At 58.4% G+C, this 14,723-nt stretch carries 14 protein-coding genes; 7 read left to right on the plus strand and 7 right to left on the minus strand.

The window, feature by feature from the left end:
- Window positions 1-4 precede the first annotated feature (4 nt).
- Window positions 5-529 carry a Uma2 family endonuclease gene (locus WKI89_RS07555; RefSeq protein ID WP_337868561.1) on the plus strand — a complete coding sequence of 175 codons (525 nt, stop codon included), beginning with the start codon at window positions 5-7 and terminating at the stop codon, window positions 527-529.
- A 55-nt stretch (window positions 530-584) separates the two neighbouring features.
- On the opposite strand, the gene WKI89_RS07560 is transcribed toward WKI89_RS07555, so the two are convergent.
- The 3 genes from WKI89_RS07560 to WKI89_RS07570 form a co-directional block, all read right to left on the minus strand.
- Complete coding sequence (locus WKI89_RS07560; protein WP_337868562.1) at window positions 585-1,157, minus strand: Uma2 family endonuclease; 573 nt, start codon at window positions 1,155-1,157, stop codon at window positions 585-587.
- Between the two features lie 131 nt (window positions 1,158-1,288).
- A complete protein-coding gene (locus WKI89_RS07565; RefSeq protein WP_337868563.1) occupies window positions 1,289-1,759 on the minus strand; it encodes a hypothetical protein in 471 nt (156 codons plus the stop codon).
- An 80-nt stretch (window positions 1,760-1,839) separates the two neighbouring features.
- A complete protein-coding gene (locus tag WKI89_RS07570) occupies window positions 1,840-2,799 on the minus strand; it encodes a S41 family peptidase (protein WP_337868564.1) in 960 nt (319 codons plus the stop codon).
- Between the two features lie 186 nt (window positions 2,800-2,985).
- Here WKI89_RS07570 and WKI89_RS07575 point away from each other — a divergent pair, with 186 nt between their 5' ends.
- The 4 genes from WKI89_RS07575 to WKI89_RS07590 all read left to right on the plus strand — a co-directional run bounded on the left by WKI89_RS07575 (window position 2,986) and on the right by WKI89_RS07590 (window position 8,482).
- A complete protein-coding gene (locus tag WKI89_RS07575; RefSeq protein WP_337868565.1) occupies window positions 2,986-3,141 on the plus strand; it encodes a hypothetical protein in 156 nt (51 codons plus the stop codon).
- 232 nt (window positions 3,142-3,373) lie between these two features.
- Window positions 3,374-4,768: a CHASE2 domain-containing protein gene (locus WKI89_RS07580; protein ID WP_337868566.1), complete on the plus strand. Its 1,395-nt coding sequence runs from the start codon at window positions 3,374-3,376 to the stop codon at window positions 4,766-4,768.
- Entirely contained in the window at window positions 4,765-5,595 is an 831-nt protein-coding gene (locus WKI89_RS07585) for a hypothetical protein (RefSeq protein ID WP_337868567.1), read from the plus strand. The genes WKI89_RS07580 and WKI89_RS07585 overlap by 4 nt, the downstream gene beginning before the upstream one ends.
- Before the next feature lie 55 nt (window positions 5,596-5,650).
- Window positions 5,651-8,482: a CHAT domain-containing protein gene (locus WKI89_RS07590; RefSeq protein ID WP_337868568.1), complete on the plus strand. Its 2,832-nt coding sequence runs from the start codon at window positions 5,651-5,653 to the stop codon at window positions 8,480-8,482.
- A gap of 619 nt (window positions 8,483-9,101) precedes the next feature.
- On the opposite strand, the gene WKI89_RS07595 is transcribed toward WKI89_RS07590, so the two are convergent.
- Window positions 9,102-10,127 carry a DUF2235 domain-containing protein gene (locus WKI89_RS07595; RefSeq protein WP_337868569.1) on the minus strand — a complete coding sequence of 342 codons (1,026 nt, stop codon included), beginning with the start codon at window positions 10,125-10,127 and terminating at the stop codon, window positions 9,102-9,104.
- Between the two features lie 187 nt (window positions 10,128-10,314).
- Here WKI89_RS07595 and WKI89_RS07600 point away from each other — a divergent pair, with 187 nt between their 5' ends.
- Window positions 10,315-10,836: a DUF402 domain-containing protein gene (locus tag WKI89_RS07600; protein ID WP_337868570.1), complete on the plus strand. Its 522-nt coding sequence runs from the start codon at window positions 10,315-10,317 to the stop codon at window positions 10,834-10,836.
- A 167-nt stretch (window positions 10,837-11,003) separates the two neighbouring features.
- On the plus strand, window positions 11,004-12,155 hold the full coding sequence (locus tag WKI89_RS07605; protein ID WP_337868571.1) for a pyridoxal phosphate-dependent aminotransferase: 1,152 nt from the start codon (window positions 11,004-11,006) through the stop codon (window positions 12,153-12,155).
- A 137-nt stretch (window positions 12,156-12,292) separates the two neighbouring features.
- Here the strand turns inward: WKI89_RS07605 and WKI89_RS07610 are convergent, their stop codons facing one another.
- The 3 genes from WKI89_RS07610 to WKI89_RS07620 form a co-directional block, all read right to left on the minus strand.
- The gene (locus WKI89_RS07610) at window positions 12,293-13,348 is read right to left on the minus strand and encodes a GGDEF domain-containing protein (RefSeq protein ID WP_337868572.1); all 1,056 of its coding nucleotides are present in this window, start codon (window positions 13,346-13,348) and stop codon (window positions 12,293-12,295) included.
- 58 nt (window positions 13,349-13,406) lie between these two features.
- Window positions 13,407-14,027, minus strand: a complete 621-nt coding sequence (plsY, locus tag WKI89_RS07615) for a glycerol-3-phosphate 1-O-acyltransferase PlsY (RefSeq protein WP_337868573.1) — start codon at window positions 14,025-14,027, stop codon at window positions 13,407-13,409.
- A 98-nt stretch (window positions 14,028-14,125) separates the two neighbouring features.
- Window positions 14,126-14,719 carry a sulfite oxidase-like oxidoreductase gene (locus WKI89_RS07620; protein WP_337868574.1) on the minus strand — a complete coding sequence of 198 codons (594 nt, stop codon included), beginning with the start codon at window positions 14,717-14,719 and terminating at the stop codon, window positions 14,126-14,128.
- Window positions 14,720-14,723: the final 4 nt, after the last annotated feature.

Here is a 14,723-nt window from a genome sequence, read left to right on the forward strand (position 1 = left end):
AGCCATGGTGAAGCACCGTTTCACCGTCGAGGATTACCACAAAGCCTATGCCGCAGGCGCTTTGGGGCAGGGCCGGGTGGAGCTATTGAATGGTGAGGTTTATCACATATCGCCGATGGGCTATCGTCATCGCTATTGCGTCACAGCACTCACCCAGATGCTGGTCGAAACCTTTTCCGAGCGTACAGTGGTAATGCCGCAGTGCTCGCTGATTATTGCGCCAGACTCTGAGCCAGAGCCCGATCTGATGCTTTTGAAGCCGCCCCTTTCTACCTACAAAGACCGCGACCCCTACCCACAAGACGTTCTACTGGTGATCGAGGTGAGCGACACCACCCTGGCCCAAGACCGCAGCCTGAAGGTGCCACTGTATGCCCAGGCGGGCATCCCCGAGGTATGGATTGTGAACCTCCTGGAAGAGAAGCTGGAGGTCTACCGCGCCCCGGATTACCAGCCCCTTTACTTCGAGAAGGGCACGGCGGTTGCGCCGCAGGCGTTTGGGGAGGATGGGCTCGAGTGGTGGGTGTAGGGATGGGAGGGATAGGGAAATCGATAGGACGCTACTATTTTTTCTGAAGACCGCTCTAGGAACCGATTTTCAAAAAATCCACACCGGCGTAGATTTCGTCTAAACTCAGTTTTGTATCCAGGCAGGGCAGCTCGAGCGCCCCGCTTTTCTCCAGGGTTTCGTAACGCCAGGTTGCATCCGAAAGCCGCCGGTAGGTTTCCACCAGCCTACGGTCGTGCGATACCAGCACGTAGGCTTTTAGGCTGGGGATTTTGCTGTAGTTGTGTAATTTCTCTCCCCGGTCAATGTCCGAGGTGGTTTCGGACAAAACCTCCACTACCAAGCAGGGGAAGCGTTTGAAGCGTGCGCCGTCGTTGGCCTCCTCGCAGGTTACGAATACATCGGGGTAGTAGGTGGGGCCTTCCGGGGTTTGCAGCAACATATTTTCGATGAATACCGTGCAGCCCGTGCCTTTTGCGGCTTCTTTGGCAGCCACAAAGATATTTCCGGCGATGATGTTGTGGTAATCGGTTCCCCCGGCCATTGCAAACAGCAGACCATTCACAAACTCATGCCGGGTTTGCGACCGGGCCTCGAGCTCGAGGAACGCCTCAAAGCTGGTTTGGGCCACCGGTTGGGGGCGAGGCATAAGGCAAGTATAGGTCATATCCGGTGATGAACAAAACGAAATCTCCCCCCATGTTGGCCCTGGGGGGAGATCCGGAGGAGGCGTGGCGAAACTTGAGTGGGTGGCACGCTAGCGCGCCTTCTAGAGTGCCCTCAAGTTCGCCGGAGCGTGCAGGTTCCGTCTTTCAGCGTTTTGTCCTTTAGGCTAGCGTCGTAGTTGGCTGCGCCCGTCCAGCCGCCCTGGCCTTGCTTAAGGTCGCAGTAGAGCACTTCCAACCGGCTGGCCTGGTTGTTGCTCACGGCTGCATCCAGCATGACCACCACACTCAAAGTCTGGCGGTCGGGGTAGTAGTTGAAGTTGGCGCCCTTGGCCGCTGCCGTGATGGGGCGGGCGGTCACGAAGAACCAGTCCCGGCCCAGGGTGGTACGGCGCTCGAGCTGGTTGCCGACCGTGAGAGTGAAGCTGTTGCCCTTGGCAATCTGTAGGCCGCGTACCTCCAGTACGTAGGTTTCGCCCGGCTTGATGGGCACGCTGCTTTCCGAGGCGGTGCTGGCCCTGGGGGCACAGGCCGCGAGGATCAGCATACTGCCCAATACCAACAGACCCAGGGGCGACCGCTTCATGCCCGCTAGCCTAGCACCAGCACTTCTGAGGCTAGGACAAGAAGGGGTTAATGGCCCAAAAGCCGGAACTCATCTGGTTCTTATTCATGGGCCGCGATGGCTGGGAAACCTTCGATGCCTAGGAGTTCGCCCGCTTCCTCGAGGGTTTTGTGGGGCTCGGCGTAGGGGCTAAAGCCCGGCAAGACAGCGGTGGGTAGATCCAGCTCGAAATCCCCTGCCCGGAAGGTGGTCAGGATAGTGTTGCCCACCCCCATGGAAAGGGCTCCGGCAATGACTACCTCGCTCGAGGCGTATTTGGCCAGCAAATTGGCAAAAATCTCGGAGGCACTGGCCGAGTCCCGGTCTATCAGCACCACGATGCGCTGGGGTTTGACTTTGCGGGGCTGGCTGTCTCTGAAGGGATAGGGTTCGCCCTGGCGGTTCTCGAGGCCACTTTGGGTGACCCGCAGGGGAAGGTTGAGGTAGGCATCGGCATAACGCCAGAGATGCCGCTCGTAGGGGGTGGCGAGCAAGGTTCCGCTGGGAATGAAAAAAGAGCCCAGGGCCAGCGCATCTTCAAAATAACCTCCGCCGTTGCCGCGTAGATCTAGCACCAACGAATTGGGGGCCTGCGCTTGCTGTACCACGGCCCATATCTGCTCCAGGCAGCTTTCGTCCAACTCGAAAGTACGCAGGTGCAAGTAAATAATGCGGCTTTGCTGTTGGTCGGTGGGTTGCAGGTCACAGCTCACCGCAGTCCCAACAGCGTTGGGGGTATAGAGGTTGGCGTGGGGGTCGAGGTCGTAGAGCACGCTGTAGAAACAGTCTGGGTGGGTACAAGCCTCGAGGTTGCGGTAGAGGGCCATGGCCTCGAGGCGGTCGTAGTATTCGCGCAGTACCACATCTGCCACAGCACGCCCCACCGGATTGGCCTTGGGAGAGGGGGCTTGGGTCAGGTTGACCCAGGTTTTGAGCAGGTAGAACTCCACGGTCTCCTGGAATACCACAAAGCCGGCCAGCAAGCCCAGCAGAGTAAAAAACCGGAGCAGCCAGCGGCGCATGCAACCACGCTACCGGATTTGGCTGCCCTTGCAAAGGCAGCCGTTGACCCACCAGGGCAGCCCCCTGGTCGCGGCAGGGCCAAAGGGTGTGCTAGTCTCATGTTTGTAAGACCCGGACTCATAAACCTCTTCCCCTGGCATCATTCGATCCTGGTATCGGTCCCCAGTGAAGGCGCAGTTGTCCTAATGTTTGCTTTGGCCCTGCTGATTTTGCTTGCACTGTTAGCCCTGGCGGTGCTGGTTCGCTATGTTTGGATTGTGACCAACCCAGAGGAGGAGCGCGAGGAACTCGAGCGCCTCGAAGATGGGGACAGCGACTCCACGCCGGATAAACCAGATTAACCCAGCCTCAGGGGGTTACGGTCTGGCTGCTCCAATCGTAACGGCATGTGATACCGTTTCCGCTTGAATCCTTCACCGTTGGACGGAGTCAAAGGTGAAGGATTCAAGCCGACCGAAGGGAGTAGAAAAGCATTTCGGTAGTATCGTTTAGGCTTGTCAAAGTGAACGATACTACCGAAATGCGTATGACCTGATTGCAGCCGGTGCTTGGCCCTGTTCATAATGAAACCAAATGCCCCAATCCAGGTGGCCCGACCTCAAACTGCAACTTGCCATGCTGGGCAAGCGCCTGCAGTCAGAGTTTGTCTCGGAGGAGCGAAGGGGTCTGCCCTGGTGGGCTTTACTGGTGGGGCTGGTTATCTTCATGGGACTGGGCATGCTGCGGTTCACCCCCTATGTGCGGGCGGTGGAGAACGAAGGCATAGACCGGGTAATGCAGTGGAGCCGCCCCTATGGCCTGGAAAAACAAAATCCGGTGGCGCTGGTAGAGATCAACCAGGAGACCTACACCCGTTGGGGGGAGCCAACCCGCCTCCCCCATGACCGCCTAGCAGGGGTGCTGGACGGGCTGGTGAAGTACAAGCCCAAGGTGATTGTGTTCGACTTTGACCTAGCAGCGGCCCTGCAAAAATCGCCCAGGGCCGAGCAACTCTATGCCTATTTGGGCACCGAGCGCTTGCAGCAGACCCTACGACAGTATGGCCTGGGCCAGCCCGATGCCCCCAAGCTGGTGTTGATGCGTACCTTCAGGCGCACTCAGAGCCTGGCTTGTGTGCGTTATTCCAGGCTGCTCGACGATCCAGTGGTAGCGAACAATCCCCATATCACATGGGCTTCTCCTACCTTTCTGAGTGAAGGGGTGGTGCGTTTCTGGCAGTTTTCGACTACCCGCAGCGAACTGGCGCAGTGCGGTGAGGTTTCGACTGGGGTTTTACCCTCTACCCCGCAGCATCTTCCCTCGGTGCAGCTTTTGTTGCTCTGGCTGAACCAGGATTTACCCGCCCCTGCCTTGTATAAGCGCTTACAAACCTGCCGTGAGAAGGGGGATTGTCGGGTGCGCCTTGGGGAGCATTGGATCAATCTGGGAGACAGCCAGCAAGGTGAACAACGGGTGATCTACAGCCTACCTTGGGGCAGCGAGGGAGGCGCGGTGCGCTATCCGGCCTGGGTCTTAGAAAGTCCCGTCAACTACAATGGCTGGCCACCCCTGGAAGCCCTCGAGGGCCGGGTGGTCTTTGTGGGCAGTACCTACCAGCCGCACGAAGACTGGCACCGTACCGCCATCGGGATGATGCCGGGAGTCTGGGTGCTGGTGAATGCCTACTATTCGCTGCGCGATTCGGGTCAACTGCGGCCCCTGGCCTGGGGCTGGCGCTTGGGGTTGGGGGTTTTGTTGCTTGGCATCTATGCGCTGTTGCGCCACTGGCTCAAGTCAGGTTGGATCAAGCGCTTAATGGGGTATGTTTTTTTGATCGTGGCGGTGTATATGGGTACGCTGTTCTCGCAACAAGCGTTGTGGGTAGATGTGGTGTTGATGATCTTTACACTCCAACTGGTAGAGCGGCTGGTGGCTTGGTTCAACCAGCGCAAGAAAGTTTTGCAAATGCGTAAACGGGAGACGATATGAAGCGATGGGGGTTTGCCATTTTGCTAGGGGCGGGGTTGGCAGTGGCGCAGCGCTGCCAAGAACCCCTCTATGTGCTAACCACAGCCGAACTGCGCTGGACTGCCGGGGCCAATACGCTCTCCGTTGCCGCAGGTAAAACTGCAGCGGCCTGTGAAGGGGATACAGTCGAAGCGGTGCACGATACCCAACTGAGCTACGGCTATGCCACCAGCCGCCCCCAGAAACGAGAACTGAAGGCAGGCCAGCGCCTAGTTTTGCAGATGCCTCGCACCGCACCGCCGGTGGTACGGGGGTTGGCGGCGACGCTGGGTGAAAATGTCAAAAACATTGGTCAGCGGTGGTTTGGTGGGGCAGCCCCACGGGCTGTAGAGGCTGCCAGCCGCACCGCCGAAATTGCCAAACGCAACGTGTATATGCCTCTGCTGGCTCTGGGGCATAACCGCTTGGTGGCGGGTACAATCCGCATTGTGCTGCCCTATGCCGAGGCGGCTGCGCCCTATTCGCTAACCCTTTCCCAGGGTGGGCAGCCGATTGTGCGTGTGCGCAGCGATGTATATGAGCAGAGGTTTGTGTTGCAGTTGGCCCAGCCGCTGGTGGCGGGTACTTACCGGGTGCGCCTAGAGTCGGGCAACGGCAGCGTGGTGGTGGATGACCTCGAGGTCGTCGCAGCCCTACCCGATGCCCCCCCGAAATTGCCCAATCGGATAGCCGGGCCATGTTCCACACACTCTGGTTGGCTCGCCAGCCGGGCTGGGCGCTGGAAGCCTATCAGCAGGCTTTGCGTCTGCAAGCCGACTTTCCGGTGCTGGGTATTCTGGTCACGTTGATGACCCCCAGCACGCTGGAGGAAGAACAAATTCTCGCCGATACCCTGGGGCAGTGATGGCTCGAGTGTGGAGCTGGTTGGTGGGGCTTGGGCTGGCCCTGGCTCAAGGAGTTCCAACGCTATATGAGGGCAGCTTGAGCAGCCTGGAATACAGCGGTGCGGGCTGCCTCGACCTGCCCACCTCTCTGCCAGTGTGGCTGGTGGGGGCCGGGCAGCAAGGCTACCTGATTGGTCGAGAAATGCCCTCAGCACGGCTCGAGGGCCAAGTCCTGACCTCTTCGCTGCCGGGTACGCCGCGCTACACTTTGGGCTGGCTAGGCAGCATCGGAGTAGAGCGCCTTGAGTTTGAGATGGTACTCCAGACCCCCAGCGAGGGCTGCATCCTCAGCAAAGCCCTGGGACAGTTGCAAAAAACCAACAGTGACCCCCAGGAGTGGCTCGAGCTGGCTCAGAACGAATACAGTGCTAATCTGGCGATGAGGGCTAACCACTTTCCTCAGGCTGCTGAGGCGTTTGCCATAGTTTTTCCCCTCAGCCTCAAACTGCGTGGAGACCTGCCTGGGGTCTGGCAGCAGCGCACCTATCAGGCCTTGATGCTCGAGCGTGCCGGACGCCCCGGTGAAGCGTTTGTGCTCTACCAGGAAGCTCGCACCAACCTAGCCCGGCTGCTAGGGGCCAGCCATGCCAATACCCTGCTGGCCCACCAAGGGGTGGTCTCCACCTTGATCGGCCTTGGGCGCTACGAGGAGGCCTCGGGATTGACCCAAGACCTAGTGTCCAAGGCCGAGCAGACCCTGGGGCCTCTCCACCCGCAAACCTCCAATGCGCTTCGGGCTTTGGCAAACATCTTGAACGGGCTGAACCGAAGGGATGACGCCTTGGAAATCTACCAGATCCTCTACGACCGTGCGCGTCTGGCCTATGGCCCCAATGATTCCCGTACCCTCAACCTGTGGCGGGCCTGGGCGGGCGGACTCTACCTGGCCGGGCGGAAGGAAGAAGCCCTCCGACAGACGCTGGCCCTCTATGCCCAGATCCAGCGCCTTGGCTCCGATCACTACGAAACCCTCATGACTTTGGAGCAACTCGCTAACCTGAGCCTAGTCAACGCTCAGCCAGGTGAAGCCCTCAAATACCTGGTGCTGGCCGAGGCGGGTTGGGGCCGTAGGTTGGGTGAGGACAACTTCACCAGCCTGCGTTTTCTGTCCATCCGGGCTTCTATCTTATGGAACCTGGGGCGCAGCCTAGAGGCCAAGCCACTTCTGGCCGAGGCCCTGGAGCGCCTCGAGCGCCTCCGTGCCCAACCGCTCCCACCCGAAGAGCGTCGCCGCTTGTTGAGTGAGAACCTGCCACTGTACCAGAACTACTTGTTGTTGCTGCTCGAGCTGCGAGACTTGCCGGAGGCTTTTCGGGTTTCCGAGCTGACCAAGGGACGCACCTTGCTGGATTCGCTCAGTACACAACAGGCCGTACAGGCTGCTGTCTTGCCCCCCGAGGTAGTGGCCCGCCTCGAGGCCCAGCAAAGCGCCTTTGCCCGCCTCGAGGAAGCCCTCCTGATCGCCGAAGAGCCCCAGCGCAGCAACCTCCTAGCCCAGCGCCTCCAGCTCAGCCAGGAGACCGCCGCCTTGCAGCAAACCCTGGCCCAGCAGTATCCGCGCTATGCCCAGCTCAGCCAGCCCCAATTGCTGAGCCTCGAGCAAGCCCTCTCGGTAGTGCCCCAAGATGGTGCGCTGATCAGCTTCGTGGATTTCGATACAGCCCTACAGGTCTTTATCATCACGCCCGAACAGGTCAGTACGCTGGGCCTACGCCTCCCACCCAACTTTTCCGCCACCCTCGCTGCCTATCGGCGCTTACTCGAGAGCCCCGATGGTGCACTGGGCCTGGAGCGGCAGGGCCAGCGAATTTACCGACTGAGCGACGGCTCCTTTGTCCTGCGCGCAGCTCGCGAGGAGCCTCCCCAGGGCGCCCAGCGTATCAGTGACTGGCGTGTCCTTAGCCAAGCCTTGGGCCAGGTTCTGCTGGAACCCATCGTGGCCAGACTGGGTGCCGGGGTGCGCCGCTTGGTCATTTCCCCCGATGGCCCACTGGCTTTCCTGCCCTTCGAGACGCTCCGGGTTGGTGAGGGTTTGCTGATAGAGCGGTTCGCCCTCAGCTACACTCCCTCACTCTCGGTCTACGCCCAGTTGCGGGCTAGGGCCAGCCGTATCCCCAGTGATAGGCCCAGCCTGCTGGCCCTAGGCAACCCGGTCTACGACCCCAGCCTTCGCCCCAACAGCAGCACCAACCGCTCCCTGCTCGACACCCTGCAAAAGCGTGGCCTGCAGTTGGTTGCTTTGCCTGGTGCCGAGCGTGAGGCCAGAGCTGCTGCCCAGGTGTTTGCCCCGACAGCCCAGGCTTGGATTGGCCCCGATGCTAGCCTGGCACGGTTGCAAGCCCTCAGCCAGAACGGAACCCTTGCCAGTTATCGCTATTTGCTGCTGGCTGCCCACGGTTTTGTAGACCCCGAATCTCCCGGGCAGGTGGCGGTTTTGCTCAGCCAGACCAGCCAGGACGATGGCGTGCTGGACCTGGGGCGGGTATTTCAGTTGCGCCTGCAAAGCGACCTGGTAATTCTCTCAGCCTGTAACACCGGGCTGGGGCAGCAGGTGCGCGGTGAGGGTGTGATGGGGCTGGCATATGCTTTGTATGTGGCCGGAAACCTCAATACCCTCCTCACCTTGTGGGCCATTAACGATTCCAATAGTGCCGAGTTTTCGCCCCGCCTCTTGGAGCGCCTCAAAGCCGGAATGCCGATAGATGTAGCCCTGCGCCAGACCAAACTCGAGTTCCTCCGCCGCCCCGACCTCGCCCACCCTGCCTATTGGGCCGCATTTGTGTTGTACTGAATGACCAGTACTCGGGTAAGTTGATTTTGCCATGGATTCGGCCCGTTGAATTGGGGAATTTTCTGGTTGAGCGGCTTGTTCTGAGTCTCCAGCACATACGGATTGCTTTGTTATCTGACCATCATTTGCCTTTCCAATGCCTAAGTATTGGTCAAGTATCTCTACCTTAACGTCAGTTCGAAGTTATCCAAAAAGCTGAAAAAGCTGAGCCGAAGGTTGAAAGCCCGTCAATCAGCCTACCGGCATCGTAAAGTCCACCCCTACACTGTAGGGGAGGCTTTAGCGTGAGTCTGCCGTGCCACACCGGTTTATGCTGCTTTTCTATCTCCGAACTGACGTTACTTTAGCAATGTGCCATAGCTTGAGAGGTTTGGTGCAGAGATTGCGTTACTGCAAATCCCAAACACCCATCCTGTAAAACCAACCCAAAATCTCTATCGTGGGGCGCACTTAATAACAGTCCCTCTTGATCCGGAAAATGATGTCGGTGATTCGTTTATCATGTAACGAACGGTATCTGAATCACAGACACTGTTGAGGACCAACCACTGCCTATCGTCAAAATAGAATCAACCGTGTTAGAGCCTGGACTGTTTTTGCGCTGCGTTTATTTCACCACCTAATCGGGGTTCCATTCGTCGAGGTATTGTTCGAAGGGTTTGAGATTGGGAGGTTCGTATTCCTCAATCATATGCCAGCGCTTTCGAACGGTAGGGTGAAGGTTGTCGAAGCGGTCATGAATCGTACGGGTCATGACCCCGGTTAGCTTAAAAATACCTGTTGGACGATTGTCGAAGGGAATGGTGGGGTCGGGCTGGATGCCATCTTCCACCCGACTGCGGTCAACTTCCAGACCCAAAGGTTCCACCTGATCAATCATCCATTCCAGCGCTGCGTCGGAAAGTCCTCTGGTTTTTTGGCTCCCGCCTCCCACACAACCGTGTTCGCCAGGGAACCAGACCTGTACTACCTGCTCGGGCTCGCGATCGCTACTTGGCTGCATGGGGGTCATGTTAAATACTTCGCGGATTTCATCCACCGCCACAGCATGAAAAGCCTTACCGATGCGCCGGTTGATGTGGGTGTCGTAGAAGCGATAACGCTGGTTGATCAGGTCGCTGACCAGCGGGAATATCTCCGGCACCCCCAGCGAGCCGACTGTATCCCAGCAACCCAGCACAGTGATGTCTATGCTGTCACCATAGGCTTGTCTAAACGCGATGGCAGTTTTGCCACTTGGCCGTGCCTCGTGGGTACGGTTGCGGTATAGCTCGTATGCTTCAGCGGTTTTGCGAATATATTCGCGTCGCAATAGGCCCGAGTTATACATCAGGCCAGCCAACGAGCGCACGGTGTAGGCCCCCCGGCTAAAGCCGAACAGATATACCTCATCACCCGCAGCATAGTTGAGACACAAGAACCGGTAAGCATCTTGGATTTTTTCGTCTATGCCCACACCAAAAGCCCCTCCGGTGAGCCTGTTGGCTCCTTTACCGGTTCCGACTCCCCCATCGTAGTACACCACCTGATGAATCCCCTTGCTATCCACCACCTTGATGGCTTGGGCTATTTTCAGCACATTGGTGGGATAGGCATTGTTCAGCGACTGCCAGGTGCCATCGCAACACACGATCAAACGTTTCATGGGTATCTCGACTAATAATCCTATCGCTATCAACTCTCTAATGCTTGGACTAACTCCAAAATGGCCTTCCAGATGCGATAGGCTTAGAGCGGCATGCTCAAAACCTCAGTTGCCATGAATTTGCCAGCTCTTTCCCCGGTGTTGTGGGATGGCTTGCCAGAACGCCAGCGATAGAAGGGTGAGTCCAATGGTGAACTATCAGATCGGCCAGACCCTGCGTGTTGAATTCTGGAAATATCCTGCCGATACGCTGCATTACTGGTGGGAAGCCCAGGTGTACGAACTGCGCGAGGAGGGGGTGTTGGTCTACATGCCGCTGGGGTTTGAATTTCACCACGTCAGCAAAAACTGGCTGCTCCGGGTGGATCACCAGGCGTATGTGGCTTTTTTTGTGGGCCGTTGGTATTCGGGGGGGCCAGACCTGGATGCGGAGGGGAGCGTGCTGGAGTACTACTGGAACATCCAGACCCCACCGCGTTTCGAGCCAGACCGCATCTGGCAGTACGACCTAGAGATAGACGTCAAGTGCAAGGCCGACCATACCTGCCAGGCCTTCGACCTGGAAGAGTTTGCGACCAAGGCCCCACTGTATCCCGTGGAGTGGGTGGAGCAAGCCACCCAGGCCGTGCAACAGGTCGAGCGACACGTGCGCCGACAACAGTGGCCGGTGTTGCCGCCGGGGAAGGGGAGGTCTTGGTTGGAGCGTTAAGGATCTCCAAATTAGAAATGGGCCATCACTTGAAAGGTCTGGTGCTGAGGCTGGGCTGCCGCAAACCCCAAAAAACCATCCTGTAAAACCACAATTGAAATACCTATCGTGGGGGCATTTCGAAAGACCCTTGCGCTTTGCCAGCCGACCCTCGACAATAGCGTGGTATGCGAGGCCTTTCCAAACGTGTCAAAACCATGAAGCCATCTTCGACGGTGGCGGTGAATGCCAAAGCCCTCGAGCTGCGCCGCCAGGGGGTAGACCTAATCGCCATGACGGCCGGTGAACCCGACTTCGATACCCCGCAGTTCGTCAAGGATGCCGCCCTCCGGGCTATGGCTGCTGGTAAAACCAAGTACGCCCCACCGGCGGGCATCCCCGAGCTGCGCGAGGCCATCAGCGCCAAGTTCAAGCGGGAAAACGGCCTCGAGATCCCTGCCGATCAGACCGTGGTCACGGTTGGGGGCAAGCAGTGCCTGTTCAATCTGTTCCAGGCCATCCTCGACCCCGGCGACGAAGTGATTGTGATTGGCCCCTACTGGGTCAGCTATCCCGAGATGGCCCGCTTTGCCGAGGGGGTGCCGGTGGAGGTCAATACCGGCCCCGAATCGGGCTTTATTCCCGACCCCGCCGAGATTGAGCACAAGATTACCCCCCGCACCAAGGCCATCGTGCTCAACTCGCCCGGCAACCCCACCGGGGCGGTGTATCCCAAAGAGGTGCTGGTGGCCATTGCCGAACTGGCCAACAAGCACGATCTCTATATCGTTTCCGACGAAATTTACGAGCATCTCATCTACGAGGGCGAGCACTTCTCGCCCGCCCACGTGGCCCCCGATCGTACCATCACCGTCAACGGCGCGGCCAAAGCCTACGCCATGACCGGCTGGCGCATCGGCTACGCCGGGGGCCCCAAAGACGTGATCAAGGGCATCATTGATGTTTCCAGCCAGTCCACCACCAGCCCCGACACCATCGCCCAGTGGGCCATGGTGGAGGCCCTGAACAATGTAGAGGAAGCGCAAAAGTTCATCTCGATGGCCCGTGAAGCCTACCGGGCGCGCCGCAGCATCATTGTGGATGGCTTGAACGCGCTGGGTCTGCCTACCCCCAAGGTGAACGGGGCCTTCTACGTGCTCTCGGATGTTTCCAAGATTGACCCCGACGAGAACCGGGCTGCCCTAAAAATGCTGGGCGAGGCCAAGGTCGCGGTGGTGCCGGGCACCGATTTTGCGGCTCCCCACCATGTGCGGTTTAGCTACGCCACCAGCGAGGAAAACATCCGTAAGGCTTTGGAGCGCATCGCCTCTATCTTGTAGTACGTCTAGCGCGATCCCCCTAGAGTGGTTCTCGGAAAGAACCCAGCAATCCTCAAAGTTAAAAAAACTGTGCTGAACTTGTTTTTTTGCCGCTAGGACTGACGGTAAAAAATAGAGGGAACCGCGATAAGCCCTACCTACGCTAGGCTGAATTCAACCCGATTGCGGCCCAGGCGCTTGGCCTGGTACAAAGCCTTGTCGGCCCGATCCAGCAGGTTATGAATGCTATCGCCCATGTGGCCCTCGGCAACCCCAAAGCTTGCCGATACCGCCCCCACCCCATCGAAGGGCCAGAAAGCAACATCCTCGCGCAGACGCTCCACTGCTGCCAGTACATCGTGCTGGCTGTCTCCGCGCATAATAATCATGAATTCCTCGCCGCCCCAACGCCCCAGTACATCGCCTTTACGCAAAGAAGAGCGCAGGCGTCGGCCTGCCTCCTTGAGCACCCCATCTCCTACGTTGTGCCCATAGCGGTCATTGATCTGCTTGAAGTGATCGAGATCCAACAACACCACGTATAGCCCGTGCGCCTGATGGGATTCTCCTTCCAGATACTCACTCAAGGCCAGACGGTTGGGCAGCCCGGTAAGAGGGTCGGTACGGGCCAGGGTGTGCATTTCCTCCACCCGTCGGTGGGCCATAGCCAGCTGGTCTTTAACCATAGCCAGCGCGTACAGCAAACCCGCCATGGCAAAAAGCCTCATCTCGGAGCGCACAAAGGCTAAAAACTCGCTCTGGTGCTGGCCCATAACAATCTCGCCTCCCAGGCGCAACAAGCCCAGGATCAGGGTGACCACCGCCAAGGACAGGCTGTACGCCAGGCCCTCGCGGGCGTCGAAAGCGATGTAGAGCAGAACCATGATAAACGCCATGACCCAGTAGGTGCTCTCGATCTCGACCCAGTTGTGCTCGAGGTTGCCCCAAAATAGGTAATAGGCCAGTTTGATACTAAAAAAACCCGTTACCGTGGCGATGGTCTCGCGCTCTATGCGGTTTAGATCGACCCCGCGATACAGTCGCCAGACCCAGCTTGCGCACATCAGCATAAAAAAGGGGTATAACCAGCGAATAAAGCCTTCCTCAGGGCGCAATAGCCAGATCAAAAACAGTACCGGCACAGCCAGCAGGGCTGCCCAGAAGTAAGCCGCTCGTTTGTTATTTTTAGTAAACGCCTTAGATATCCCCCGCACCTTTCCAGTCTAGACGAGACTCGAGGGCTTTAGTGCCAATTTTGATACCCAAAACCGGCTAGCGCGTAACGCCATCGGTTGGGGCAGCGGCTTTATCCCCAAGACGGCGCTCATTGCCCGCTTGCAAACGCTTGATATTGTCACGGTGGGTCCAAAAAACCAAGGCGGACAGCGCCGTCACGGTCAGGATTTCCCATAAGGGCCGCCCCAAGGCAAGGGTCATCACCGCTGCGGTAAGAGCCCCAATCATGCTTCCTGCCGATACAAAGCGGGTAAGCCACATGGTCGCTATACCTACAGGAAAGGTCAAGAGGGCCAGCGGGGGATCCAAAAACAGCAGGGTACCGAAGCTGGTTGCCACCCCCTTGCCCCCTGTAAAGCGAAGGAAAATCGAGTAGTTGTGGCCCAGCGCCGCGGCTAGGGCCACCCCCCCCAACAAAGGGCCCTCAATACCCACAAAACGGGCCAGCCACACTGCAATACCGCCCTTAAGCACGTCAAAAGTCGCCACCGCCAGTGCCGGGCCTGCCCCTAGGGTGCGAAGGATATTGGTCGCCCCGGTGTTTCCAGAGCCCACTTTTTGGATATCTATCCCATACCAGCGGGCTACCCAGGCCCCCGCGGGAACCGAGCCAAACAAATAAGCCAGCAATAAAACAAGCCAGGCTGTCCAGTCCACGGGGGCATTTTATACCCAACGGCCTATGGCTTAAAGGTCTTTCAAAAGCACAGGCCCGTCAGGCGTTGCACCCAAAATCGGCTGACGAGGGGGAGCCCTCAGTCGCTAAAGCGCTCTTCTTTCCAAGGGTCGCCCCGCCGGTGGTAGCCGTTGACCTCCCAGAAGCCCAGCTCCTCCTTATCCAAAAACTCCAAACCCCGCACCCATTTGGCGCTTTTCCAGGCGTACAGGTGCGGCACTGCCAGGCGCAAAGGGCCGCCATGGTCCCGCGGGAGGGGCTGGCCAAACAGGGTGTGGGCCAGGATATTCTCTGCGCGCAAAAAATCGTCGAGGCTGAGGTTGGTGGTATAGCCCCCGTAGCAATGAATGAGTACCGCCCTAGCCTCTGGCTTGAGCCTGACTTGCTGCATCAGGTCGAGCACCCGGATACCCTGCCACTGGACATCCAGCTTGCTCCAGCGGGTCACGCAGTGGAAGTCGGCGGTTAGGTTGGATTGAGGCAGGGCCATTAGGTCGGCCCAGCTCAGGGTTTTGGGCTCCTCAACCTGCCCCTTAATCTCCAGCCGAACCTCCTCCGGGCGAACCGTAGGGGTGGGGCCGTAGGTCAGCACGGGGAACTTTTCGGTGAGCACCTGGCCGGGGGGCACCCGGTCGCTGTCCAGGTTTTTGGGCTTGAAGAAACTGCCGAACATAAAC

Source organism: Meiothermus sp. (genome assembly GCF_037443965.1).
In the GTDB taxonomy this organism is placed as follows: Bacteria; Deinococcota; Deinococci; order Deinococcales; family Thermaceae; genus Meiothermus.